Raw genomic sequence first — 23,260 nt, forward strand, 5'->3', positions numbered from 1 at the left:
AATCGTCCGCCTGGGTCGCATTGGCGGCCTGATCCTCCCCGCCCCCGCCGCAGGCGACAAGCGCCATCGCGGAAGCTGCAACAATGAACTGGTGAACGACGGTGCGCATATGTTTTCCTCCTGTCGGGCAGCGCGGAGCCACCCCGATTCGAGCGCCCTTGTGTCGGCATTTGCGCAACTTGGCGCTATTCAAATGGGTAGGGCGGTGCTAGACCTTAAGTTATGGAGAGCCGGAAACTGATCGCGGCCTATGACGCGGTAATTTCAGACATTTATGAAGCAGCGCTCTCCCCTGCGCACTGGGATGTCGCGCTCACCTCGCTCATTAGCCATTTCAGCCCGCCGCGCTGGGATGTGGCGATGTTGGTGTGGGAAAGGCTACAGCCCGCCACAGGCCGTTTCATCGGGGCGGCAGGGGTGAACGACTTTGCCCGCGCCGGATATATCACAATGTTTGCCGGACGACAGGCTTGGAGCATGGCGGGCCATGCCATTCCCGTTGGTCAGGTTGTGCACAGCGACGAAATCGTTGCGCGTGACAGGTTCAAGCAGGATGAATTCTACAAAAGCTTCCTGTCCAACTGGGATATCGAAGTGTCGATCATCGCTTCGCTCGACCGGCACGGGCAGGATCATCTGGGCCTTTGCATGCCGGGGCCGGATCAACGCGACACCAGCGGGCTGCGCGAAGCCGTGACCCGCCTTGTCCCGCATATCCAGCGCGCCAGCCGGATCAGCCGCCGTATCGGAGAGGCCGATCTGCGCGCCGCCAATGCAGAGGCTGCGCTGGATGCCTCACCCTCGATTGTCATGTCATTGGGGCCGGATCTGGAACTGCTGCATGCCAATGCGACGGCGCAGCGCTGGATCGAAAAGACCGAGGGGCTCGTGACCACCAACGTCAAGGTGCGCTTTGCCGACCGCGAAGCGCAGGAACGGCTGGCGCGGCTCGCACGCGGCGAAGGCGAGGCGCGCACCGAAAACATCCCGATCAATGACAATGGCACAACCGTTTTCCTGGTCGCCATGCGGGTCGATCCAAAGGTCGGCGCAGGATTTGCAGTCGCCAATGGCGGAGCGACGATTTTGCTGGTCGGTGGCGGCAGGCGGGATGTTTCAGACGAAATCATCACCCGTTTGCGCGACTGGTTCGACCTGACACCGTCGGAAGCGAAGATCGCCGCCTATGTCGCGGACGGCAAGACGATGGAAGAATATGCCCGAGACCGCGGTGTTTCGGTCAACGCCGCGCGTTTCCTGATGAAGGGCGTGTTCGGCAAAACCGGGGTCGGAAGACAGGCCGAATTGGCGGCGCTGCTGCGCGAAGCACCGCTCAATTGGCAAAGCCCGATCGACCGCTTTTTGACTGCCCACTGATGAAACTACCCGAATGGGTAGCGCACGAAATCGCTGAGCATGCTTCCATTTTCCCGGATGGGAGAATGGCATGGGATTTCACAAAAGCATATTTGCGTTGGTACTGGCCTTTCTGGCCTTGGGAACAGGTGTTCCGCTTGACAGCGCCACGGCGCAGATAAAGACCTTGCCCGAATGGCAAAAGCCGCTTCCGGCACCACCGGAAGGCCACCCATTGTCGCTGGAACAAATGATTGAAGTGGGCATCGGCTCGCTACGGCCAGCTTATTATCTTATCCGTCCGACAAATGCCCAGATGTGCCTGAGCCAGGCCCCCGGTGGTCTTTTGGAACGTCCGCATCTGAAGCTGGCGACATGCAACCCCAGCGACCAGCGCCAGTTGTTTGCCATCGTCCAGTTCGATGCCAACCAATATGCGACCATCCATTCGGCTGGAAGGCTGGAAGGGACCAATCTGGTTGAATGCGCCAAAGCGGCAAGAGGCGTGGTTTTCGGACCTTCGCGTGTGGACCTTCTTCCATGCACAAATGACGACGAGCGCGATCATATCGAAATCGCATGGCATCCCACCCGATCGGCTTTCCGGATTTTCCATCACAAGGAAATCAAGGAAATCAACAGCGAGCTAAGAGCCGAAATGCACTATAAGCCTTTCTGCTGGGCGATGCGCGGAGCCGGAAACAGCGAGGGCACAGACGTCATTTTATGGCCGTGCGAAGAAGGCGCGGAACAGTTTTTCGATATCGTCGAGATCCGTCAGCTCGAACGAGACATACTGCACTGGGACCGTATCCAATATTCCAAATGGTGGTGGCATTCCGATGGCTATCGCCGTCCGTTCCAGGCCGAAGGCATTTCCTTGGGCGGTATCGATTACGCCGCGTTCGAAACAAGCAATGACACAGGCAGTTATTGCATGCGCCGCTGCCTCGAGAGCCCGGAATGCAAGGCCTATATGTGGACCAGCCCCGATTACGAGGCCTATTTGGGCGCGCAGGGCAAGCGCGTGCCGATGTGTCACCTGAAATCAAACGCGGGAACGCCGCTCTTTAGAGGGGCCAATTACCGATATCTTGTCCGAAGCGGGATTATCCGTCCGCGCTAATAATTTCTGGAAGGATCCAAGGATGAAAAAACCTTATGGTCTCGGCCTTGTGGCCATTACCCTGATCGGCGTCCCTGCCCTTGCCTTGCAGGACCAGGTGATCACTACACAGCAGGGTCAGCTGATCCCCTATATCCCGCCGCCAACCGATCAGGTTATCACAACCGCTTCGGCGACCGCTGCAGAAACCGGTGGCGAGCCGATTACGAATGAGCAGCGCAAGGAGCTTTTCGGCGGCGTCTATGACCGCACGCGCCCGGGGGTGTACATGATCCGGGCGAAGAATAGCGACCTGTGCGTCGAACAGGTGGTGACGCCGACCATGTCGATGGAAGAATCCTTCCTGCGCATGCGCCCGTGCAATGCGGCGATCAGCTATCAGCATTTCGCCATATTGCCCGGCCAATGGGGAAATTCGATCCGGCCAGCCGCACTCGATTATCGCAACAACCAGTTTTACAGCTGCACCCAAGTGGCAGAAGGTGTGCTCTTTGGGCCGCCGCGCATTGATATGTGGATTTGCAGTTCCGAAGGGCTGGAACGGCAGGGCGACGATCAGCTGAAAATCCATCAGCAGCAACGCCATTTCAAAATCGTCAACCGTTCCGATGGCGCCTACACCACCATCCAGACGATGGACTTTGAAAATTGCTGGGACATTCGCGGCGGTAATGTGGTGACGGATGCCGATATTATCCGCTGGACGTGCCACGCCGGGCCGGGCCAGCAGTTCCAGCTCGATTGGGTGCGCCCGCTCGCTCAAAATGACGAGAAAGCACATCTGCTGAAATATGGCTGGGATTGGGGGCCAGATGGCCACCGCCGCTTCGTCAAGGCGCGCGGCATCGAGTTGCCCGGCGGCAATTATGCCGAGTTTGAAACGATCAACGATGATGGCACCTATTGTTCGCACCGCTGCCTCGAAACCGCGACGTGCAAGGGCTGGACCTGGACCGGTGACGGCTTCACGCGACCCGGCCAAAGCGTTGCCGGACCGCCCAAATGCTATCTGAAATCGACCGTCGGCAGCCCGATCAACTGGGGCGCACGCAACTTCTATCGCACCGTCAGCGGCATAGTGCGCTGATTGGCAATGTGGCGCGAGCGGCAGAAAATGGGTCAGAGTCGTTTAGACCGCTCAATTTACACCCTTCACCGCAGGTAAACGCGCTTGCCTATGTTCTTAATTTGACTTTAACCCTGTCTCGTTACTAACCGTTCGGCAAGAAAGCCCGACCGGAGCTTAACGGGGGTATAAGGGTCTTAGTGTTCGGCAAGAAAGAAACTGGTTTTGCCGCTGTCGGCAACGGCGGTGAGGTGATAATTGCCGACGCAATGGTTCAACCCTTGCGCAGCCTGCCCCTGCCCGATTGGCGCGAGAAACTCGCGAGCATAGATTGGGTTCCCGATCTGGGGGACGATATCGGGTCGCTGCGCTGGTTTCGTGGCCTTGGAACCCTGACAATATTGACCGTAGGCGCACTGTCGCTGGTTCCCGAATTCGGCCCGGTCTATGGGGCGCAAGCCCCTATGCCCTCGGGCTCACAACTTGAAGAAGCACGGGCGCAGATGATCATGCCGATCGCTTATGGCAGCGATACCGGCAGGCGGATGGCCGCCAATGACAGCGTCCGCGCGCTGGCCGCCAGCCCTGAACGTCCGCGCATCGAACTCACTGCCACACTCGGCCGCGGCGACAGTTTCGCCCGCGTGTTGCAGCGCGCCGGCGTCGGCGGCGGCGATGTCGATCGCGTTCTTGGTCTGGTCAGCGGCGCAACCCGCCTCACCGACATCGAACCGGGAACACCGGTTGAGATCGTCCTTGGACGACGCACCTCGAAAAACAGTGCGCGCCCGCTCGAAAAGCTGGATTTCCGCGCACGCTTTGATCTGAAACTCGCCGTTTACCGGACGGAGGATGGCGCGTTGTCGCTTAACCGCCAGCCGATCGTGGTCGACACCACGCCTTTGCGCATTCGCGGCGTTGTCGGGCAAAGCCTCTACCGCTCGGCCCGCGCTGCTGGCGCGCCGGCAGAGGCAGTTCAAAATTTCCTCAAAGTCATCGCCAGCCGCGCTTCGCTTAGCAGCATTGCCGCAGATGACGAGTTCGACCTGGTCGTCGATTACAAGCGTGCCGCGACCGGCGAAGTGCTAGTCGGTGACCTTCTCTTTGCCGGTATCGATCGCGGTGGCAAACCGCGGATCCAGATGCTCAAATGGAATAATGGCGACAGCAGCCAGTGGTTCGAAGCCTCTGGTGTGGGCGAATCGCGCGGACAGTTGAGCCGCCCGGTCAATGGCGGGGTCAGCTCGGGCTTTGGCATGCGCCGCCACCCCATCCTCGGCTATAAGCGCATGCACAGCGGGCTCGATTTCAAGGCCGGCTATGGCGCGCCCATTTTTGCCGCGACCAATGGCGTCGTCGCTTATGCCGGGCGCAAGGGTGGCTATGGCAATTTCGTGCAAATCAACCATGGTGGCGGCATTGCCACCGGCTATGCGCATATGAGCCGCATCGCCGCTTCTCCGGGGCAGCGTGTCCGCCAAGGGCAGATTATCGGCTATGTCGGCTCGACCGGCCTGTCGACCGGCCCGCACCTCCATTACGAACTCTATCGCGACGGTCGCCCGGTCAACCCGATGTCGATCACCTTTACCCAGCGCGCCCAGCTTTCGGGCGGCGATCTCTCGCGCTTCAAGGGCGAACTGGCGCGATTGAAGGCGGTAAAGCCAGGCGCCGCGCTCGCCCCCCTGCCCGCCGCATCGCGCCGCAACGATACGCCCGAGCGCGAAATCGACAGGATTTCCGCAGCGAAAATCGGACCGAGCCGTACTACCGGTTAATCCGTTGAGCCGGACGGCATCGTCGGCTAAGCAGCGGCGATGAGCAATCCAAGCTATCCCAATAACCGCCTGCGCCGCAGCCGTGCCACACCCTGGAGCCGCGCGATGGTGCGCGAGACGGTGCTGACACCCGCAGACCTGATCTGGCCGCTGTTCATTACCGAGGGTGAAGCGGTGGAGGAACCCATAAGCTCGCTGCCCGGCGTGTCGCGCTGGTCGGTGGACCAGATCGTGGTTCGGACAAAGGAAGCGATCGACCTCGGCATTCCGTGCATCGCGCTCTTCCCCAACACGCAGGCGGACCGGCGCAGTGACGACGGTGCGGAAGCGCTCAATCCCGACAATCTGATGTGCCGCGCCATTCGCGCGATCAAGCAGACGCATGGCGATGCCATTGGCGTGCTGACGGATGTCGCGCTCGACCCCTATACCAGCCATGGGCAGGACGGGCTGATTGACGAGGCCGGCTATGTCCTCAACGATGATACCGTCGGCGTGCTGGTCGATCAGGCGGTCAACCAAGCGCGTGCGGGGGCGGATATCATCGCGCCCAGCGACATGATGGACGGCCGCATCGGCTCGATCCGCCGGGCGCTCGAAATGGACGGGCATGTCAATGTCCAGATCATGAGCTATGCCGCCAAATATGCCAGCGCCTTTTACGGCCCCTTCCGCGATGCGGTGGGCTCGCGCGGGCTGCTGAAGGGCGACAAAAAAAGCTATCAGATGGATCCGGCGAACAGCGACGAGGCCCTGCGCGAGGTCGCGATGGATATCGCAGAAGGTGCGGACAGCGTGATGGTGAAACCGGGCCTGCCCTATCTCGATATCATCCGTCGTGTGAAAGATAGCTTTGAAGTGCCTGTATTTGCGTATCAGGTCTCCGGCGAATATGCGATGATCGAGGCCGCCGCAGCCGCTGGAGCAGGCGACCGCGATGCCCTTGTCCTCGAAACCCTGACGGCCTTCAAGCGCGCAGGTTGCTCTGGCGTGCTGACCTACCACGCGGCGCATGCGGCGCGGTTGCTGAACGGATAAGCCGGTACATCCTATACGGTCAGATCCGGCGTACCAGACCTTCCGCAAACAATATGCAACCCAGCCAGGATCCCAAAAACAGGATATCGGCGACAAGCCCTTTGGGCGGCTCCCCCGTGATCGCGTAAATGGGGAAGAATATCATTGAGATGATGGTGGTCCCGATGCCGACGGCATAGGCACGGATCATCCAATTGCGGTGCCGCGCAAAATCCCGCCTGCGGATTGCCAGCATCGCCATTGTCAGCGCCACGCCCAAGGCAAGCCCGAACAATAACCGCCCAATGTTGACAGCCACCGAATATGTGTCGGGAAAATGCCACAGCAGACCCAGCGAGCTCAAAGAGATCATGGCCCCCGAAACCACAAAAACCCGACCGATAACCCGGTGCAGCAATCCATATTTGCCCATCAACACCCGGCTGAACTGGATGGGCCCAAGAAGCCCGAATGCGGAGCCGCCCAGTACATGGATGAAATGCCAGATGGGGGTCGCACTCAGGCGCTGGCTGTCCTCGGGTAGGGCACCCAGCGGGATCTGCACAACTTGCACCAGCCCCAAAACCGTTCCCAGCAGGGTCGCAAAATATAACAGGGCGAATATCGAAGCGGGCCTGTTGAAACGGCGAGCCATTTCAATACTCCTTGTTTACAATGTCTTGCGCCTTCGCAAACACGGCGCGCAGCAAATGTCCTCAGAATCTGTATGTCAGGCCCAACAGGCTTTGCGCCTCCCATTTCTGTTCGATTGCCCGACTTCTATGGATGGATTTGTCCAGCGCGGTTGCCCCGGCCATAGCAATCAACGTCAGCCGATCATTGAGTTGCACCGCTATTGAGATATCGCCGCCAAGATTCAGGGCGTCGTCGAGGATTGCGCTAACAGGCAGAATTGTCCGCCGCCCTTTTCTGATCATGCGAGCGCGCTGCACGGTCGTTACGCCGTACATATAATTCGCGGCCTTCTCATCCAACCAGCTCGCCTGCACAGACGGCGTGATCAGGAAGCGGCCAGTCGCAATCGGGTAGCTGTACCGGGCAATGACCTCCGATCCGTTGAACTTGTCGGTGACATCGTGGCGGACTTCGGCACTGACGATACCCAATTTGCTTTCAAGCGAGAAACGCGCGCCGGCATCGAATGACAGTTTCTGACGATCCCGTCCGCTCGGACTGCGTGCCGAAACAAAAAGGTTCACCGATGGCTTTATGCTGCCCGTCTCCTTTTCGAACTGAAAGCCTGTCTCGGCGACCTCAAAATAATAGGCACCCTGCTTTATCGATATGATGGGAAGGAGATTGGCCTGCGATTTGGCCGAATTGAATGGAGCATATTGGTCGAGGAAACCGACGCCTACGGCGATGTGGTTTTCGCTCTGATCGCCATCCTGTTCCTGTGCCTGCAACGGCGCCATCGGGAGAATGAAGGCCATTGCCGTCACAAGCGATTTGGCAGGTTTATGGGTCATAAAATTTGTTTCCTGAAAATGCGTTGGGCAACAAAACGGGCAGGCCGCGGGCCTGGTTTCGGTTGGTCAATTTGTTGATGTGTAGGGTTCCCGGGGAGGACCGAATTTTGCGCACAGAGTCACTGGGGGGTAGATTGCAAAATTCGATCCTCGCCCGGATCGGTAAAGACCATATCCCGCTTTGGGGAACAGGACCTTCGCCGACGACCACTACCAACTTCCTGCCCGCACTTTTGGATGTCCAAAATAAGCGGGAGAGAATTGGCGTATGAGCCAGGGTTGCGACCTAAGGGCTTACAATGGTTATAATTCCTTGGTTTTTTTGGGGTGTGTTCGTATGGCTCGATCAGAGAATTAGCTATGCGATTTGCGATTAACAATTGCGGTAATTGCTATTTCATATATGCATAAATGTATGGATTGGCGGTCGGTAAAATTTGATTGGAACAGGGCGCGTGCGTTTCTCGTAACGGCAGAGGAAGGCTCGCTTTCAGCTGCTGCCCGCGCTTTGGGAATGACGCAACCTACGCTCAGCCGCCAAGTAGATGCGCTGGAAGAAGAACTCAGTCTGGTGCTGTTTGAGCGTGTCGGCAGGGGGCTGGTTTTAACCCCGAGCGGGCTCGAATTACTCGAGCATGTCCGCGGAATGGGCGAGGCCGCATCGCGCGTGTCTCGTGCTGCATCGGGTCAGTCACAATCGATTGAAGGGTCGATCTGCATCGCCGCCAGTAAAGCCTATAGCGCCTATGTGCTGCCGCCGATCATCGCGAAACTGCGCCAGGCATATCCGGGCATTACCGTAGAAATTGCAGCCTCCGATACCACGTCAGACCTGTTGCGCCGTGAAGCCGACATTGCGATCAGGCATGTTGCGTCGTCGCAGCCGGACCTGATCGCCAAAAAGATTAGAGACGATGAAGCCCATTTTTACGCGACACCTGAATATCTGGCAAAGATCGGGAATCCCCAAACGCTTGCCGATCTGACCAATGCCGATTTTCTGGCATTTTCGGACAATAGGCCGTTGGTCCAAATGCTCGATATGATGGGTCTTACTCTGACCGAGAAAAATTTCCCGGTCGTTTGCAACAGCCATATCGCGCAGTGGCAGTTGGTAAAACAAGGCGTTGGTATTGGGGGCATAACAAAGGATATCGGAGACGCTGAGCCACTGGTTCGCCGCATCCTTCCGGATATGGAACCGATTATCGTTCCGATGTGGCTGGTAACGCACCGTGAATTGAACAAGAGCAAGCGTGTGCGAACCGTTTTCGATTTTCTGGCCGCAGAGCTGTCGCGAAAACCCTAAGGCGTTTGTGCTCTCGACCAGTTTAGGCTGGACAAATGGGTGCCGCAACGCGATCTGTTCGCGTTCTTCGGCCTCGCGTCCCCGCGTGCCATAATTTTGACCCCAGCGCCTGACAAACACCATGACCGAGATAGTTGCCGAAACCACCCGCCTCATCCTCCGCACCGAAGCCCCTGGCGATCTCGACCGCTGGATGGAGGTGATGAATACAGCCGCCGTGCGCAAACATCTGGGCGGTGTGCAGGAACGGCATCAGGTCGAGGCCGGCTTTGCGCGCAAGGCGGCGGGCATAGCCAAGGATGGCTATGGTTTCTGGCATGTGCAGACCAAGGACGAGGGCCTGCTGATCGGCCAGTGCGGCATCGGGCCGATTGAAGTCGCGGCGGCGGGTCCGGTTTTGAATGGCGCGCTGCAAGTCGGCTGGAGCATCGCCGAGGGCTATTGGCGCAAAGGCTATGCACTGGAGGCCACGCGCGCAGTAATCGAACTCGCCTTCACCCGTCACAATATCGACCTGCTTTATGCCCAGACAAGCGACGCCAATGTTGCATCCTGGCAGATGATGGAAAGGCTCGGCATGGAGCGGATGCGCGAACTTGACTATGTCGATCCCGAATATCCGCCCGAAGAAAACCCCACCATCATCTATCGCCTGAAGCGCGAAGATTGGCGACCATAAGCCCCGTTGCAAATCGCACTATTGCAACGGCCCGATTTGCGATTGGAATTGCGACAACTTCCTGTTCTAAAGCTGTAAACAGAGGGTAGCGTGGACCTATATTCGATCGTCAAAGTGATCCACATCATCAGTGCCACAATCCTGTTTGGTACTGGGATTGGCATCGCTTTCTTCATGCTGATGGGTCTGCGTTCCAAGAACATCGACGAACGTCGCTATGCCGCGCGCTTCACCGTAATCGCAGATTTTACCTTCACCTTGCCCGCCGTGATCCTACAGCCGCTGACAGGCGCATGGCTGATCTGGCAGGGTGGCTTCACTTGGACCGATTACTGGCTGGTAGGGACCTATGCACTCTACATCCTCGCCGGTTTGTGCTGGCTTCCTGTCGTTTACCTACAGATCGCTATGAAACGCATGCTTGACCGGCAAGCAATCGATCGCGCCTTTGATGAGCGCGCCTTTAACCGACTATTCCGCTGGTGGTTCTTGCTCGGCTGGCCGGCCTTTGGCGGGCTGGTGGTCATATTCGGCCTGATGGTGATGAAGCCGACATGATGAAACGCCTTCTCATCATTGGCGGCTATGGCAATTTCGGCAGCTATATTGCGCGTTCGCTGGCCAGCGATCCGGCCATCCGCCTATTGATTGGCGGGCGCTCGGTCGAAAAGGCCGAAAGGTTCATTGCCAGTCTGGAAACAGCCAACCCGGCAGAGGCGCATCGCATCGATATTGATGCCGATGTTGGCGCCGCACTCGAAGCCATTGCGCCAGATATTGTGGTCCACACAACCGGCCCGTTCCAGACACAGGACTATCGCGTAGCCCGCGCCTGCATCGCGCAGGGTTGCCATTATCTCGACCTTGCAGACGCACGCGATTTTGTCGCACAAATCGGCTCACTCGATGCCGCAGCAAAAGCGAAAAGCGTGCTGGTTGTAAGCGGCGCAAGCTCGGTCCCATGCCTGACTGCGGCGGTTATCGATCATCATCTGCCCGGTTTCGAACGCCTCGACAGCATTGATTACGGGATCAGCGCCGCGCAACAGACCAATCGCGGTCTCGCCACTACTTCAGCCATTTTGAGCTATGTTGGAAAGCCGTTCGAAACGACACGCGATGGAGAGCCAATCAGTGTTTTCGGCTGGCAGGATACACATGGCGAACGCTATCCAGAGCTTGGCCGTCGCTGGTTTGGCAATTGCGACATTCCCGACCTTGCTCTCTTCCCTTCGCGCTATCCACAACTGCAAAACCTGCGTTTCGCAGCCGGGCACGAACTGGCGATCCTCCATTTCGGCACATGGCTGCTCGGCTGGGCGGTACGGCTAGGTCTGGTCCGATCACTCGCACCGCATGCTGAGCGGCTGTTGCACGTCGCCTTCCTCTTCGACTGGATGGGCACGAGCCGGAGCGGCTTTCACATGTATCTGTCGGGCCAGAGCAAATCAGGCGGGCAAAAGACGGTGCGCTTTTTCCTGATCGCCCGGTCGGGGCATGGACCCTTCATTCCCTGCACACCCGCCATATTGCTGGCCCGAAAACTGGCGAGGGGGGAAGTAGATCGCTTCGGAGCGACACCGTGCCTCGATCTGATTGGCCTAGAGGAATATCTCGCCGCGCTGAAAGGCCTTGATATCTCGGTTATCGCGGACCCTGTACATGGCTGAACCTAAAACTCCTTACGCCTATCGGGACGATCCCGAGATTCCGGCCTTCGATGACAACAAGGCACTGTTCGTATTCGATGGCGTATGCGTTCTATGCTCGACTGGCGCCGCCTGGCTGATGCGATTTGATCGCAAGCGACGCGTCAATCTGACATCAGCGCAGGGGGAATTGGGACAAGGCTTATACCGCCATTTCGGGATGGAGCTGGACGAGTCCTACCTGCTGATAGCGGACGGTCGCGTCTATACCGCGTCGACGGGTTACCTCAAATTGTGCCAGATATTGGGCGGACCTTGGCATCTGCTGCGTCTTGCCAGCCTCATCCCTTCCGGCTTCCGCGATTGGATGTACGGCCATATAGCCCGCAATCGCTATCGCTGGTTCGGCAAAACCGAATTTTGCGCCCTGTTGAGTAACGAGGAACGGCAGCGGCTGATTTGATATGTGACTTGCGACAAGTACATAGCCCTTTGACCAAAAACCTACTACTCGAACGCTATGCCCGCATTCCGCCTCGAAACCCCTCGCCTGATCCTGCGCCAGTGGCGTGAAGAAGATATTGATCCGTTCCATACCATCTGTTCCGACCCCGTCGTCATGGAAACGCTTGGCCCGCTGATGAGCCGAGATGAGGTCGCGGCGCTGGTGGCGCGGATGTACCGGATGCAGGAGGATGAGGGCCATTGTTTCTGGGCGATGGAGCGCAAGGAAGACCGCCGCTTGATTGGCTGGTGCGGGATCATCCGCGGGCGGCCGGGCACCTCTATCGACGGCAAGCCCGAAGCTGGCTGGCGGATGACGCCTTTTGCCTGGGGCAAGGGCTTTGTCACCGAAGCGGCACTCGCATCGGTGCAATGGGCGTTTGACAATCTGCCCGACGATGCCGTCTGGGCGATCACCAACACCGACAACCAGCGCAGCCGCGCGGTGATGGAGCGGATCGGGATGACCTATGATCCCGCTCTCGATTTCGACCATCCGCAGGTGCCCGCCGATAGCCCATTGCTAAGGCATGTAACTTATCGCATTGGTCGCAAGGATTGGGACCAAAGGGGATAGGGTAGAATGAGCGAAGCAAGCGGGATGCGCGGACGGGCCTTGTTCGTCCTCACCATTTTCACCGGCAGCTTCCTGCTCTTCCTTGTCCAACCGATGGTCGCCCGCATGGCTCTGCCCCGGCTGGGCGGCGCGCCGGCGGTTTGGAACAGTGCGATGCTGGTTTACCAGGCGCTGCTGCTTGCCGGCTATGCCTACGCCCACCGGTTATCGCGCGAAGCACCGAAGCGGCAAGCCGGGGTGCATCTGGCGGTACTGATTGCGGCAGCCTTGTGGCTTCCCATCAGCCTGGCAAGGTTTGCCATCCCCGTCGACGGTTCACCGATATTCTGGGTGCCTTGGCTGCTGCTCGCATCAATCGGGCCATTGTTCTTTGCGGTTGCGGCGCAGGCGCCGCTGATGCAGCGCTGGTTCGGCCTGGCCGGGAATAGCGGCGAACCCTATGCGCTCTACGCAGCCTCCAATCTGGGCAGTTTTGGCGGGCTTATCGCCTATCCGTTGCTGGTCGAGCCCACCCTGCCGATCAGGGCACAAACATGGATGTGGAGCGGGCTTTATGCCGTTCTGTTCCTGCTGGTGGCCGTTTGCGCGCGGGCGATCTGGTCGGGCAGAAACATCACGAGCGAGGCAGCCGCACCCGTCAGCGCTCCGCCGATCAGCTGGCGGCAACGACTTTACTGGATCGCACTGGCGGCGGTGCCGTCTGGATTGATGCTGTCGACCACTTCGCACCTGACCACCGATCTGATGGCGATGCCGCTGATCTGGGTGATCCCGCTGGGGCTGTATCTGCTGAGCTTCTCGGTCGCCTTTGCCGATTATCGCCTGCCCGCCGACATATTCAGCCGCATAGCGCCAGCCATATTGGTGGTGGGCGGCGCATCGGTGTTCATGATCTGGGGCAAGGCCGCCTATAACGGGCTGATCGTCAGCGTCAGCCTGTTGTTCGTGCTTGCCGTTGCACTACATGCCGAAATGTACCGTACCCGGCCCGACGCGTCGCGGCTTACCGAATTCTATCTGATGATGTCGATTGGCGGGGTGATTGGCGGCTTTTTCTGCGCGATTGTGGCACCCTTGCTGTTCAACTGGACGTGGGAACATCCCATCCTGCTGATCGCCGCCGCATTGCTGTTGCCGCAATTGCGCCTGTTCTCGCTGGGCGAGGAGGAGACGTTCGGGAAAAGTGGCTGGACAATCGCGACGATGGCAATCGCGCTCGTGGCACTCGGGATCGGCTTGTATATCGGCATGAACCTGTCGACCGAAACAGGGCAGTTGAAGACCGCGCTGATCGCCATCATTCTGATCGCAGGTCTGGTCGTGACCGGTCGCAGGATTGCGTTTGCACTGGTAGTGACAGCAGCCATGCTCGCCAATGGCGGTTGGGATAATGTCGAACTGAGCAATAGTGGTGCCCGGATGCGCAGCTATTTTGGAACCTATACAATCAACCAGAGCAAGGATGCCAGTGTGCGCTGGCTGAGCCATGGCACCACGATGCACGGCATGCAGTTGCGGGATAAGCCGACACTTCCCGTCAGCTATTATGGCGCAACTTCGGGTGTCGGGCTGGCGTGGCAACGCGCTGAAGAAATATATGGTGCGGGGGCTAGGCTGGGTGTTGTCGGCCTCGGTACCGGCACCCTCGCCTGCTATAAGAAGCCCGGGCAGACGCTGCATTATTTTGAAATCGACCCGCTGATGATCGAGATTGCACGCGATCGGAAGATTTTCAGTTTTCTGGAAAAATGCGCGCCCGATACCAAAATGCATCTGGGTGATGCGCGGCTGACGCTGGCAGAGCAACCGGCAGGCACGTTTGACATGCTGGCAATCGATGCCTTCTCGTCAGACTCAATTCCGCTCCACCTGCTGACCAAAGAGGCGTTCGAGGTCTATCGCCGTGCGCTCAAACCCGACGGGCTGTTGCTGGTGCATATCTCCAACCGGCATTTTGACCTCAACCCTGTGATTGCGGCTGAGGCTGCATCGGGAAAATGGTTTGCCGCATTGCGCCATGACAGCCCACCGGAGGCCATCATCAATCAAGGCATGCGCCCCTCTCAATGGATTGCGATGAGCGCCGATGCAGGCAAACTCGCCCGATTGACCGGCATGGTGTATGATAAACGACCAGCCTATTTCTATCCGGACCGCTGGATCAAGCTAAAACCGCCGCGCGCCGATGATCGCTGGACCGACGATTATGCCTCGGTTCTACCCTATCTATCGTTTTGGAAGATCCTGTAATGACCCACCGCCCTGATGTTTCGATCATTTCAATCCACGGCAAAACGCCGCAGATCCACGAAAGCGCCTTCATCGCACCCGGGTGCCGGATCATCGGCGATGTCACCATCGGGCCGGAGGCGAGCATCTGGTACAATTGCGTGCTGCGCGCCGATGTCAGCCGTATCGTGATCGGCGCGCGCACCAACATTCAGGATGGCAGCGTCGTGCATTGCGACGGCCCAAAGCCGAACGAGCCCGAATGCCCGACTATCATCGGCGACGATGTGCTGATCGGCCATATGGCGATGGTGCATGGCTGCACGATCAAGAACCGCGGCTTTATCGGCCTTGGCGCGATTATCATGAATGGTTGTGCGGTTGAGGAAGACGGCATGCTCGGTGCCGGCGCGCTGCTACCCGAAGGCAAGACCATCGGTCCCAAGGAGTTGTGGGTCGGCCGCCCTGCCAAGCTGGTGCGCGAGCTGCCTGAACCCGCCCTTATCGGCATGCGCATGGGCGTCGCGTATTATGTCGAGAATGGTAAGGCACACGCCAAGGCTGTGGCGGAACTGGATTGAACAAGGAACAAGTCGACTCACCGTCACCCTGAACTTGTTTCAGAGTCCATTTCGCCTCTCAGACTTTCGGTAGAAGCTGATAAATGGATGCTGAAACAAGTTCAGCATGACGGATTTACAATCGCTGCATTTGTTCAAAACTTCACCCGCACCGTCACCCGCCCATTGATCGGCGCGCCGGGGGTGATGTTATTGTTATTGTGCGCGTCGGCAAAATAGTTGGTGTCGAACAGGTTTTCGACATTCGCCTGCAGCTGCACCTTTTCGCTGACATCATAGAACAATGCGGCATCGACGCGGGTGAAGCTGGGGAGCTTGGTCGTCGTGGCGCTGGTGCGGATTGCAGCGAACTGGCTGGATTGGTGGATCACACCCAAGCCAATCCCCAAGGCATCGCTGACATCATAGCGGTTCCACAGGCTGAACTGGTGCTTGGGTAGCTGCGCGAGCCGGACGCTTTCATTGCCCCGCAAGGTACCGTCCTGATATGTGTAGCCCGCACTCACCTGCCAGTCGGACCGTACCCGGCCAGTCAAGGCCAGTTCGAGTCCCTTGGTGCGCGTCTTGCCCACATTGATGCTGGTCAGCGGATTGGCGGGATCGGGCGTGGTCGCATTGCTGCGATCAAGCTGGAACAAGGCCGCGGTCACATTCAGGTTGGGCAGGATATCCCATTTTGCACCGAGTTCGTAATTGGTGAATTTTTCCGGCGCGAGATTTTCCTGCGTCGTCGTCAGCGAGATGAACTGATCGCCCGAGCGCGGCAGGAAGGAGCGGCTGAAGCTCGAGTAGATCGAGACATTTTCCTGCGGTTTCCAGATCAGGCCAAAGCGCGGGCTGATTTTGTCATCGCTCCGCGCAAAGGGCCGATCAATGGCGGGGATGAAATCGATGCCGTCAATCTCGAAATGATCGTAGCGAAGGCCGACGACGATATCGAAATGCTCGCCGATGCCGATCTGATCCTGCACATAGGCGGAGAAGAACTCGACGTCGGACACCGTATCGCGCGACGGCGTGGTGAAGGCGACGGTCGGATAGGCCGGAATATTCAGGTTAAAGGTCGTGCCGGGGCTGAAGGTGCGGTTGAAACGCCTATTGCGCGTTTTCTGGTCGCCATATTCGACACCGAACAGCAGCTTATGCTCCAGTGCACCAGTTTCGATATCCCAGATGAGGTTGGCCTGCCCGATCAGGTTTTCGCGTTTTGTCGGATCCGAATAGGCATCAAGTGCAACCGTATTCGCCGCCGTCACGGCACTGTTGGCGTACACATTGACATAGAGTTTGTCATAATCGCCATAGAGCAAGGTGCTGGTGAATTTCAGATTGTCCGCCAACTGGCCGTCAAGCCGCAGCTTTGCGATATGCGCTTCCAATGTGGTGCGGTTTACACCGGGTACGCCGAAGAAAAGCCGGTCATAACCGCGAACCGGGGTGTTGGGCTGACCGGCAGCTGTGGCAATCGAAGGCACACCGCGATCGGGAACGCGGTCATCATTCACATATTCATAGGACAGGCCGAGTTTCCAGTCCTCGCTGAGGTCGACCGCCAGATAGGGGTTCCAGGCATAGCGTTCGCCATCGACGAATCGCCGGTCACTTTCCATTTTCTCATAGGTGGCGTTGAGGCGAACCGCTGCCTTGTCGCCCAACGGAGCGTTGAGGTCTGCTGACAGGTCCCAACCACCGAAACTGTTGAGGCTCGCGCGGGCAGCACCGAAAGTTTCGTCGGCAATCGGAGTCTTCTGCACACGATTGATGATGCCACCACCACCACCGCGCCCGAAGATCAACGCATAGGGCCCCTTGAGAACCTCGACCCGCTCGACATTATAAAGCCCGCGATAATATTGCACGTCGTCGCGCACGCCATCGAGGAAGAAGTCGGCTGAAGTATTCTGCCCACGCAAAGTGATCTGGTCGCGATTGCCTTCGCCCTGCCCCACTGTGGTGCCGGGAACATAGCGCAGCACTTCACTCAGGCTATATTGCGCCTGATCATCGAGCTGTTCGCGGGTGACGACATGGATGGTCTGAGGAACGTCGAGAATTGGCGTGTCGGTCTTGGTCGCGGTGACGATATTCTGCGCGACATAGCCGGTGCTGGCGCCGGTGACGATGATCGTCCGGCAATCCTCGCACTGATCGCCACCTTCTATATATTCACCTGCAACAGCCGGAACCGCCAATGCCATCGAAATGGCCAGAGCCGAAATTCCCGTAACACCAATTTTCATTCAACATGTCCCTTTGTTGAGAATGAATCTCAACCCCCAATCACTGCCTTATTGCGAATTGTTATCATGTGCAATTACAAAAGCGACACAACGTTGAACTTTTTTCGAAAGGTCATAGAAGAGCTGCAAAGGAGCCTTTATGAAAGCAACCATTTGGCACAATCCGGACTGCGGAACCTCCCGCAAGACACTGGCAATCCTTCAGGAAACTCCGGGTGTAGACCTGACAGTCATCGAATATCGCAAGACACCCTTTGAGCGAGCCAAGCTGGTGCAGCTGTTCCGCGATGCCGGCCTCACCCCACGCGAAGCGTTGCGCACCCGCGGATCGCCCGCCGAGGAATTGGGGCTGATCGACGGCGCAGATGGCGATCGTATCCTTGATGAAATGGTGAAAGAAGGAATATTGGTCGAACGGCCCTTTGTCGAAACCGCCAAGGGTGTACGCTTGTGCCGGCCGCAGGAAAAAGTGCACGAAATACTGTAGAACATAGTGACAGCGCAGGGAGGACAGGGATGCGTAAATTCTTCAAATGGGCCGCCATAGCTCTGCTCGTCGCGGTCGCGGCTCTTTTTGCATGGGGCTATGCCCCCGACATCCCGGCTGATGAGCTGCGCACCAAATATGCCAACGCCGAGTCCGAATTTGTCGATCTGGGTGACGGCCTGACCGTCCATCTGCGTGACGAGGGGCCGAAAGACGCCCCTGCCCTGATCCTGCTCCACGGCTCCAACGCCTCGCTTCACACATGGCAGCAATGGGTTGACCGGCTGGGTAAGGAATATCGCATCATTCGCTATGATCAGCCCGGCCACGGCCTGACCGGCCCGCACCCAAAGGACGATTATAGCGCAGCAGGCTTTGTCGACGTTGTCGACCGGGTGGCCAAAAACCGTGGCCTCTCCAAATTCTATTTGGGCGGAAACAGCATGGGCGGCTGGGTGACGCATGAATATGCCAAGGCGCATCCCGATAAGCTGCAGGGCATCATATTGGTCGATGCCAGCGGCGCGCCCAATTCCCAGCCCAAGTCGTTGCCCATCGGTTTCCGTATCGCGCGCATGTCAGCCCTTCGGCCCATCATGAGTGTCATCACGCCGCGCAGCGTCATCGAACGCTCGCTAAAGCAGAGTGTCAGCAACCAGTCGGTTGCGACACCAGCCGAGATCGATGAATATTGGGAATTGCTGCGTTATCCAGGAAATCGCGAAGCCACTGCCAAGCGTTTTGCGCAGATTTCCAACCGCTCTTCCAGCAAACCGGCTGGCGAAGCTACACGCGAGGTACCCGCGCTGATCCTTTGGGGCGATGAGGACAAACTGATTCCGGTCAGCAGCGCCCTATGGTTCGCTTCAACCTACAAGAACAGCAGCACGCAGATCTATAAGGGCATCGGCCATTTGCCGATGGAGGAAATCGCCGACAAAAGTGCTGAGGATGTCCGCAACTGGTTGCAGGCGCAGGCGGCCAAACCGGCTGGCTGATCAGGCGACGCTTCGCGCAGCCCGCGCAGTGCGGAACAAGGCACAGGCATCAAGGAATGCCATCGGCCGCCCGAAATAATAGCCCTGGATTTTGTCGCAACCGAATTGCTGGATCATCGCCAGTTCGGTTTCATTTTCGACACCTTCCGCCGTGGTCGCAATGTCGAGCGCATCTGCCATCGCCACGACAGCGCGGATAATCGCAATGCACTCTGCCTTGCCCTTGGCCGCGCCGGTCACAAAGCTGCGATCAACCTTGATGGTATCGAAACGGATATTGCTGAGATAGCCGAGCGAGGAATAGCCGGTGCCGAAGTCGTCGAGTGACAATTTGAGGCCCAGCTTGCGCAGGCGATCAAGCACCTGCACGGCAAGTCCTCCGTCGCGTACAAAAATGCTCTCTGTCACTTCAAGCTCAAGCCGCCATGCGGGGAGCCCGGTGTCGTGCAATGCCTGCACAACCGATTCCACAAAACCCTGACTGGTCAACTGATCAACTGAAACATTCACCGCCACCTTCACAGTGTCGGGCCATTTCATCGCGTCGGCACAGGCCTGGCGCAGCACCCAATTGCCGATCGGCACTATCAAGCGGGCGTCTTCGGCAACCGGAATGAATTTGGCGGGCGACACAAGACCGAATTTCGGGTTGTTCCAGCGCAGCAAAGCCTCGAAGCCGGTGATGCCGTGATCGCCATTGGCTTCGACCACCGGTTGATATTCCAAGTGGAACTGGTCGGCGTTGAGGGCGTTGCGCAACTCGAACTCGAGAACGCGTTTTTCTTCGGCATTGGCGTGCAATTTGTGCTGATAGCTGTGATGGGTGCTGCCACCATCCTCTTTGGATCGATAGAGCGCGAGATCTGCACTGCGCATCAGCAATTCTACAGTACGCCCGTCCATAGGGCCTACCGCGCTGCCGACGCTTGCGCCGATGAACAAGGTGTTCTGGTCAACCTCATAGGGCTTGGACAAGGTATCGATGATGTTCTTCGCAACGGTGGCCACATAGCCGGCGTCAGAGGCGTCTTTCAGAACGACTGCAAATTCGTCTCCGCCCAGACGGCCGCAAAGCTCGTTGGCCGACATGATCATTTTCAGACGCTTTGCGACCTGAGCCAGCAGGCGGTCTCCCACGGGATGCCCGAGCGTATCGTTGACCGCCTTGAACCGATCAAGGTCGATCATCATGAAGCCGCAGCGGCGGCGCCATTGATCCGCATCCGCCAGCGCCTGCCCAAGCGCTTCGGTCAATTGCAGGCGGTTGGGAAGCCCGGTGAGCGTATCAAATCGCGCAAGGTGCGAGATTTTTTCCGCAGATTCGCGCTGTTCGGTCACATCGGAGCCGACCCCGCGGAAACCCAAAAAAGCGCCGCTTTCCGACTGGCGCGGCGATGCCGATAATTCCCACCAGCGACGGACGCCGTTGATTGTCACCGGGACAATCAGGTTGGAAAATGGTTCGCGGCGCTTCAGTCGCTCGGCAAGTTCGTGCAGCGCCTCTGGATATTGGCCGGTTTCCCACGAATCCCCTGCAATGAGTTTGAGCAGCGGCTGGCCTTCAATCGCTTTGGGGTCTGCTTCCAGAGCATAGGCAAAGCGCGGGCTGGTGTGCGTCACGCAGCGACCTGTATCGGTCTGCCACAGCCAATCGGCGCCGCTATCCTCAAATTCACGGAGCAGCAGGCTGACCGTTTCCGATTTTTCTTGCAGCACATTATTGGCCAGTTCGAACAGGACCTGCGCTTTTGCGCTCCGCAAAACACCAAATATCATCAACGTGCCAAGTGCGGCATTGGCTAGTGCGAGATAATATTCACCATGCAGGGTCCAGCCGACAAATCCGCCGAAAGTTGCGATCGAGATGAAGGCGGTCGCTGCAATCGGCAGGCTCGGTATCACCATTGAGGCATATACCATCATGGCCAAAGTCACCGACCAGATGCCCAGCCATTGCGGCATCGCGCCAAAGCTGCCCAGGAAAGGCAATGCCGATCCCCATATGACGCCGCTTATCCCGGCGTTGCGGCCCATTTCCAGAAAGTCGCTGCGTGTGGCGCGACGCCCCTCTGCAAGTCCCTTGTTGCGCAGGGTGGTGAACCACAGGATATTATATCCGAGCAGCGCACCGACCCATGTCGCGATTGCCCATATGGGTGCCGAGCCAAAGCTGATCGCGACGACCAACATTGTACAGAAAATGTTCGTGGCCATATGCATCGTGCTGCGATCACGGATCGAGCGCGCCTGGATTTCCTCCAGCTGCACAGCCTCCATCCCGCCGGGCGAGGCAAAACCCAAAAGCGCCTTTGCGGAAATATCGCTGGGCAGGTCAGTTCTTGAATCTGGTTTGTTCACACCTGCGGCGTAACAGCAGAAACTTACTTATTCGTAAGCGTCCCGTTCAAATTCATAGCAGTCGACCGCCCACTCAGGCGGCAATTGCGTATGGCTGAATTTCACCCGACAGATAGAGATTGCGAGCTTTGGCACGACTGAGCTTGCCCGAACTGGTGCGCGGCAGCGTGCGTGGCGGGACCAACTCTACAACGCAGTTCATGCCCGTGACCGATCGCACCTTGTCCTTGATCTGCTCGCGGAGCTTGGCGCGCTCGGCTTCGTCCGAAGTGCGGCACTGGACGAGCACGGCGGGGGGTTCCTCGCCACCATTGCTGACCGAGAAGGCGGCGATGTCACCCGCCTTGAACCCGGGCAATTGTTCGACCGCCCATTCGATATCCTGCGGCCAGTAATTCTTGCCGTTGATGATGATCATATCCTTGGCGCGGCCGACTATATATATGTATCCATTGGACATATAACCCATGTCACCCGTGTCGAGCCAGCCATCCGCCATGCAAGCCTCGGTCGATTCCGGATCGCGGAAATAGCCAACCATCAGCGACGGGCCAGTGCACCAGACCTTGCCAATCACGCGATCGGGCAAGACGTTGCCATCACCGTCACGTACCTCAATCGTCATGTCCTTCACCGCCTTGCCGCAGTTGACGATGGCGCGATAGCGGGTCGGGCGATCGGGCGATCCGGGCACGCCGGTCAGTTCGCTTTCCTCAACCAGCTCAACCTCGATACCTTCGCCGGGCGGCATGATCGACACGGCCAGCGTTGCTTCAGCCAGACCATAGCTGGGCAGGAAGGAGCTCGCCTTGAAGCCGGCGTCGCCATAGGCATCGACAAAGGCCTGCATCACATCGGGACGGATCATGTCCGCACCATTGCCCGCGAGTCGCCAGTGGCTGAGCTTGAAACGCTCCGAAACCTGGCTCTGGCTTGAAATACGGCGTGCACAGATATCATAACCAAAAGTCGGCGAGTAGCTGATCACCGTGCCATCTGCGCGGCTGATCATATCGAGCCATGCGAGCGGACGGCGCGCAAAATCCTCGGTCTTCATATAATCGGTCGACACCTGGTTGGCGACGACGGAGAGGAAGCAGCCGACAAGCCCCATGTCATGATACCAGGGCAGCCAGGATACGCAGCGATCCTGCGGCTTCAACTCCATCCCATGGCTATGCGCTGACAGGTTGTTGAGCAACGCCTTGTGCGTCACCGCTACGCCATGCGGGAACCGGGTCGATCCGCTCGAATATTGCAGATAGCAGATCTCGTCAGTGGTCGCATGCGGCAGCTCGGTCTTGAGCGCGATGCGATCATTGAACTCGGCCCAGTCGATACCCTCCACATTGCAGCGCCTTGCAGCCTCACCAGCCATTTCGACGAGTTCGGGCGGGAAGAACAGGGACGAAGGATCGCAACTGTTGAGCTGCACCATGATCTGGTCGATATAGCTTTCCTTGCCACCGAAGCTGGTCGGCAGTGGCAACGGCACCGGCCATGCGCCAGCATAGACACAGCCGAAAAACAGCGCTGCAAATTCGGGCCCGGTTTCGGCAATCAGCGCGATCCGGTCTTCCTTTTTCACGCCATGGCTGATCAGGCGATAGGCGACATCCAGCGCATCCTTGCGCATCTCGCTGAACGGATAGGGGCGCGCCAATTCGCCACGCATGTCGTGGAAATTAAGGCCGCGGGCCCCAAGCGCCGCATAATCCAGCGCCTCACCCAAAGTTGCAAAGTCTGAAAACCGGCGCTCCAGCGTGTCGCTGGAGGGCGTGGGTGTTAGACCTGTCATGTGCTTTCCCTTAATCTT

At 58.2% G+C, this 23,260-nt stretch carries 20 protein-coding genes; 15 read left to right on the forward strand and 5 right to left on the reverse strand.

What is annotated here, in order from left to right:
• The first annotated feature begins 222 nt into the window (after positions 1 to 222).
• The 5 genes from PKC81_RS04065 (at position 223) to hemB (ending at position 6,364) form a co-directional block, all read left to right on the forward strand.
• Positions 223 to 1,377 (forward strand): helix-turn-helix transcriptional regulator, encoded by a 1,155-nt coding sequence (locus tag PKC81_RS04065; RefSeq protein WP_324333371.1) that lies wholly within the window; start codon positions 223 to 225, stop codon positions 1,375 to 1,377.
• Between the two features lie 70 nt (positions 1,378 to 1,447).
• Positions 1,448 to 2,482, forward strand: coding sequence for a PAN domain-containing protein (locus tag PKC81_RS04070; protein WP_324333373.1), 1,035 nt, complete (start codon positions 1,448 to 1,450; stop codon positions 2,480 to 2,482).
• 22 nt (positions 2,483 to 2,504) lie between these two features.
• The gene (locus tag PKC81_RS04075; protein ID WP_324333375.1) at positions 2,505 to 3,569 is read left to right on the forward strand and encodes a PAN domain-containing protein; all 1,065 of its coding nucleotides are present in this window, start codon (positions 2,505 to 2,507) and stop codon (positions 3,567 to 3,569) included.
• A gap of 179 nt (positions 3,570 to 3,748) precedes the next feature.
• Entirely contained in the window at positions 3,749 to 5,326 is a 1,578-nt protein-coding gene (locus tag PKC81_RS04080) for a M23 family metallopeptidase (RefSeq protein ID WP_324333377.1), read from the forward strand.
• 39 nt (positions 5,327 to 5,365) lie between these two features.
• Positions 5,366 to 6,364: a porphobilinogen synthase gene (hemB, locus tag PKC81_RS04085; protein WP_324333379.1), complete on the forward strand. Its 999-nt coding sequence runs from the start codon at positions 5,366 to 5,368 to the stop codon at positions 6,362 to 6,364.
• A 19-nt stretch (positions 6,365 to 6,383) separates the two neighbouring features.
• Here hemB and PKC81_RS04090 read toward each other — a convergent pair whose 3' ends face one another.
• The gene (locus PKC81_RS04090) at positions 6,384 to 6,998 is read right to left on the reverse strand and encodes a DUF2306 domain-containing protein (RefSeq protein ID WP_324333381.1); all 615 of its coding nucleotides are present in this window, start codon (positions 6,996 to 6,998) and stop codon (positions 6,384 to 6,386) included.
• A 61-nt stretch (positions 6,999 to 7,059) separates the two neighbouring features.
• Positions 7,060 to 7,833: a MipA/OmpV family protein gene (locus tag PKC81_RS04095; RefSeq protein WP_324333383.1), complete on the reverse strand. Its 774-nt coding sequence runs from the start codon at positions 7,831 to 7,833 to the stop codon at positions 7,060 to 7,062.
• A 415-nt stretch (positions 7,834 to 8,248) separates the two neighbouring features.
• Here PKC81_RS04095 and PKC81_RS04100 point away from each other — a divergent pair, with 415 nt between their 5' ends.
• From PKC81_RS04100 to PKC81_RS04135, 8 genes are all read left to right on the forward strand, one after another.
• On the forward strand, positions 8,249 to 9,142 hold the full coding sequence (locus PKC81_RS04100; RefSeq protein ID WP_324333385.1) for a LysR family transcriptional regulator: 894 nt from the start codon (positions 8,249 to 8,251) through the stop codon (positions 9,140 to 9,142).
• Between the two features lie 121 nt (positions 9,143 to 9,263).
• Positions 9,264 to 9,821 (forward strand): GNAT family N-acetyltransferase, encoded by a 558-nt coding sequence (locus PKC81_RS04105; RefSeq protein ID WP_324333387.1) that lies wholly within the window; start codon positions 9,264 to 9,266, stop codon positions 9,819 to 9,821.
• 90 nt (positions 9,822 to 9,911) lie between these two features.
• Positions 9,912 to 10,379: a DUF2269 domain-containing protein gene (locus PKC81_RS04110; protein ID WP_324333389.1), complete on the forward strand. Its 468-nt coding sequence runs from the start codon at positions 9,912 to 9,914 to the stop codon at positions 10,377 to 10,379.
• A complete protein-coding gene (locus tag PKC81_RS04115) occupies positions 10,376 to 11,491 on the forward strand; it encodes a saccharopine dehydrogenase NADP-binding domain-containing protein (RefSeq protein ID WP_324333392.1) in 1,116 nt (371 codons plus the stop codon). The genes PKC81_RS04110 and PKC81_RS04115 overlap by 4 nt, the downstream gene beginning before the upstream one ends.
• A complete protein-coding gene (locus PKC81_RS04120; protein WP_324333394.1) occupies positions 11,484 to 11,933 on the forward strand; it encodes a DCC1-like thiol-disulfide oxidoreductase family protein in 450 nt (149 codons plus the stop codon). The genes PKC81_RS04115 and PKC81_RS04120 overlap by 8 nt, the downstream gene beginning before the upstream one ends.
• 57 nt (positions 11,934 to 11,990) lie before the next feature.
• Positions 11,991 to 12,551, forward strand: a complete 561-nt coding sequence (locus PKC81_RS04125) for a GNAT family N-acetyltransferase (protein WP_324333396.1) — start codon at positions 11,991 to 11,993, stop codon at positions 12,549 to 12,551.
• 6 nt (positions 12,552 to 12,557) lie between these two features.
• Positions 12,558 to 14,801 carry a fused MFS/spermidine synthase gene (locus PKC81_RS04130; RefSeq protein ID WP_324333397.1) on the forward strand — a complete coding sequence of 748 codons (2,244 nt, stop codon included), beginning with the start codon at positions 12,558 to 12,560 and terminating at the stop codon, positions 14,799 to 14,801.
• Positions 14,801 to 15,361, forward strand: coding sequence for a gamma carbonic anhydrase family protein (locus PKC81_RS04135; RefSeq protein WP_324333399.1), 561 nt, complete (start codon positions 14,801 to 14,803; stop codon positions 15,359 to 15,361). The genes PKC81_RS04130 and PKC81_RS04135 overlap by 1 nt, the downstream gene beginning before the upstream one ends.
• 134 nt (positions 15,362 to 15,495) lie before the next feature.
• Here the strand turns inward: PKC81_RS04135 and PKC81_RS04140 are convergent, their stop codons facing one another.
• A complete protein-coding gene (locus PKC81_RS04140) occupies positions 15,496 to 17,601 on the reverse strand; it encodes a TonB-dependent siderophore receptor (RefSeq protein ID WP_324333400.1) in 2,106 nt (701 codons plus the stop codon).
• A 139-nt stretch (positions 17,602 to 17,740) separates the two neighbouring features.
• On the opposite strand from PKC81_RS04140, the gene PKC81_RS04145 reads away from it, so the two are divergent.
• Positions 17,741 to 18,088: an arsenate reductase family protein gene (locus tag PKC81_RS04145; protein WP_324333402.1), complete on the forward strand. Its 348-nt coding sequence runs from the start codon at positions 17,741 to 17,743 to the stop codon at positions 18,086 to 18,088.
• 29 nt (positions 18,089 to 18,117) lie between these two features.
• On the forward strand, positions 18,118 to 19,086 hold the full coding sequence (locus PKC81_RS04150) for an alpha/beta hydrolase (protein ID WP_324333404.1): 969 nt from the start codon (positions 18,118 to 18,120) through the stop codon (positions 19,084 to 19,086).
• Here the strand turns inward: PKC81_RS04150 and PKC81_RS04155 are convergent, their stop codons facing one another.
• Together PKC81_RS04155 and PKC81_RS04160 are read right to left on the reverse strand one after the other, a co-directional pair.
• Positions 19,087 to 21,444: an EAL domain-containing protein gene (locus tag PKC81_RS04155; protein ID WP_324333406.1), complete on the reverse strand. Its 2,358-nt coding sequence runs from the start codon at positions 21,442 to 21,444 to the stop codon at positions 19,087 to 19,089.
• Between the two features lie 73 nt (positions 21,445 to 21,517).
• Positions 21,518 to 23,242 (reverse strand): fatty acyl-AMP ligase, encoded by a 1,725-nt coding sequence (locus PKC81_RS04160; RefSeq protein WP_324333408.1) that lies wholly within the window; start codon positions 23,240 to 23,242, stop codon positions 21,518 to 21,520.
• Positions 23,243 to 23,260 lie beyond the last annotated feature (18 nt).

The organism is Sphingorhabdus sp. (assembly GCF_035329025.1).
GTDB lineage: Bacteria > Pseudomonadota > Alphaproteobacteria > Sphingomonadales > Sphingomonadaceae > Sphingorhabdus_B.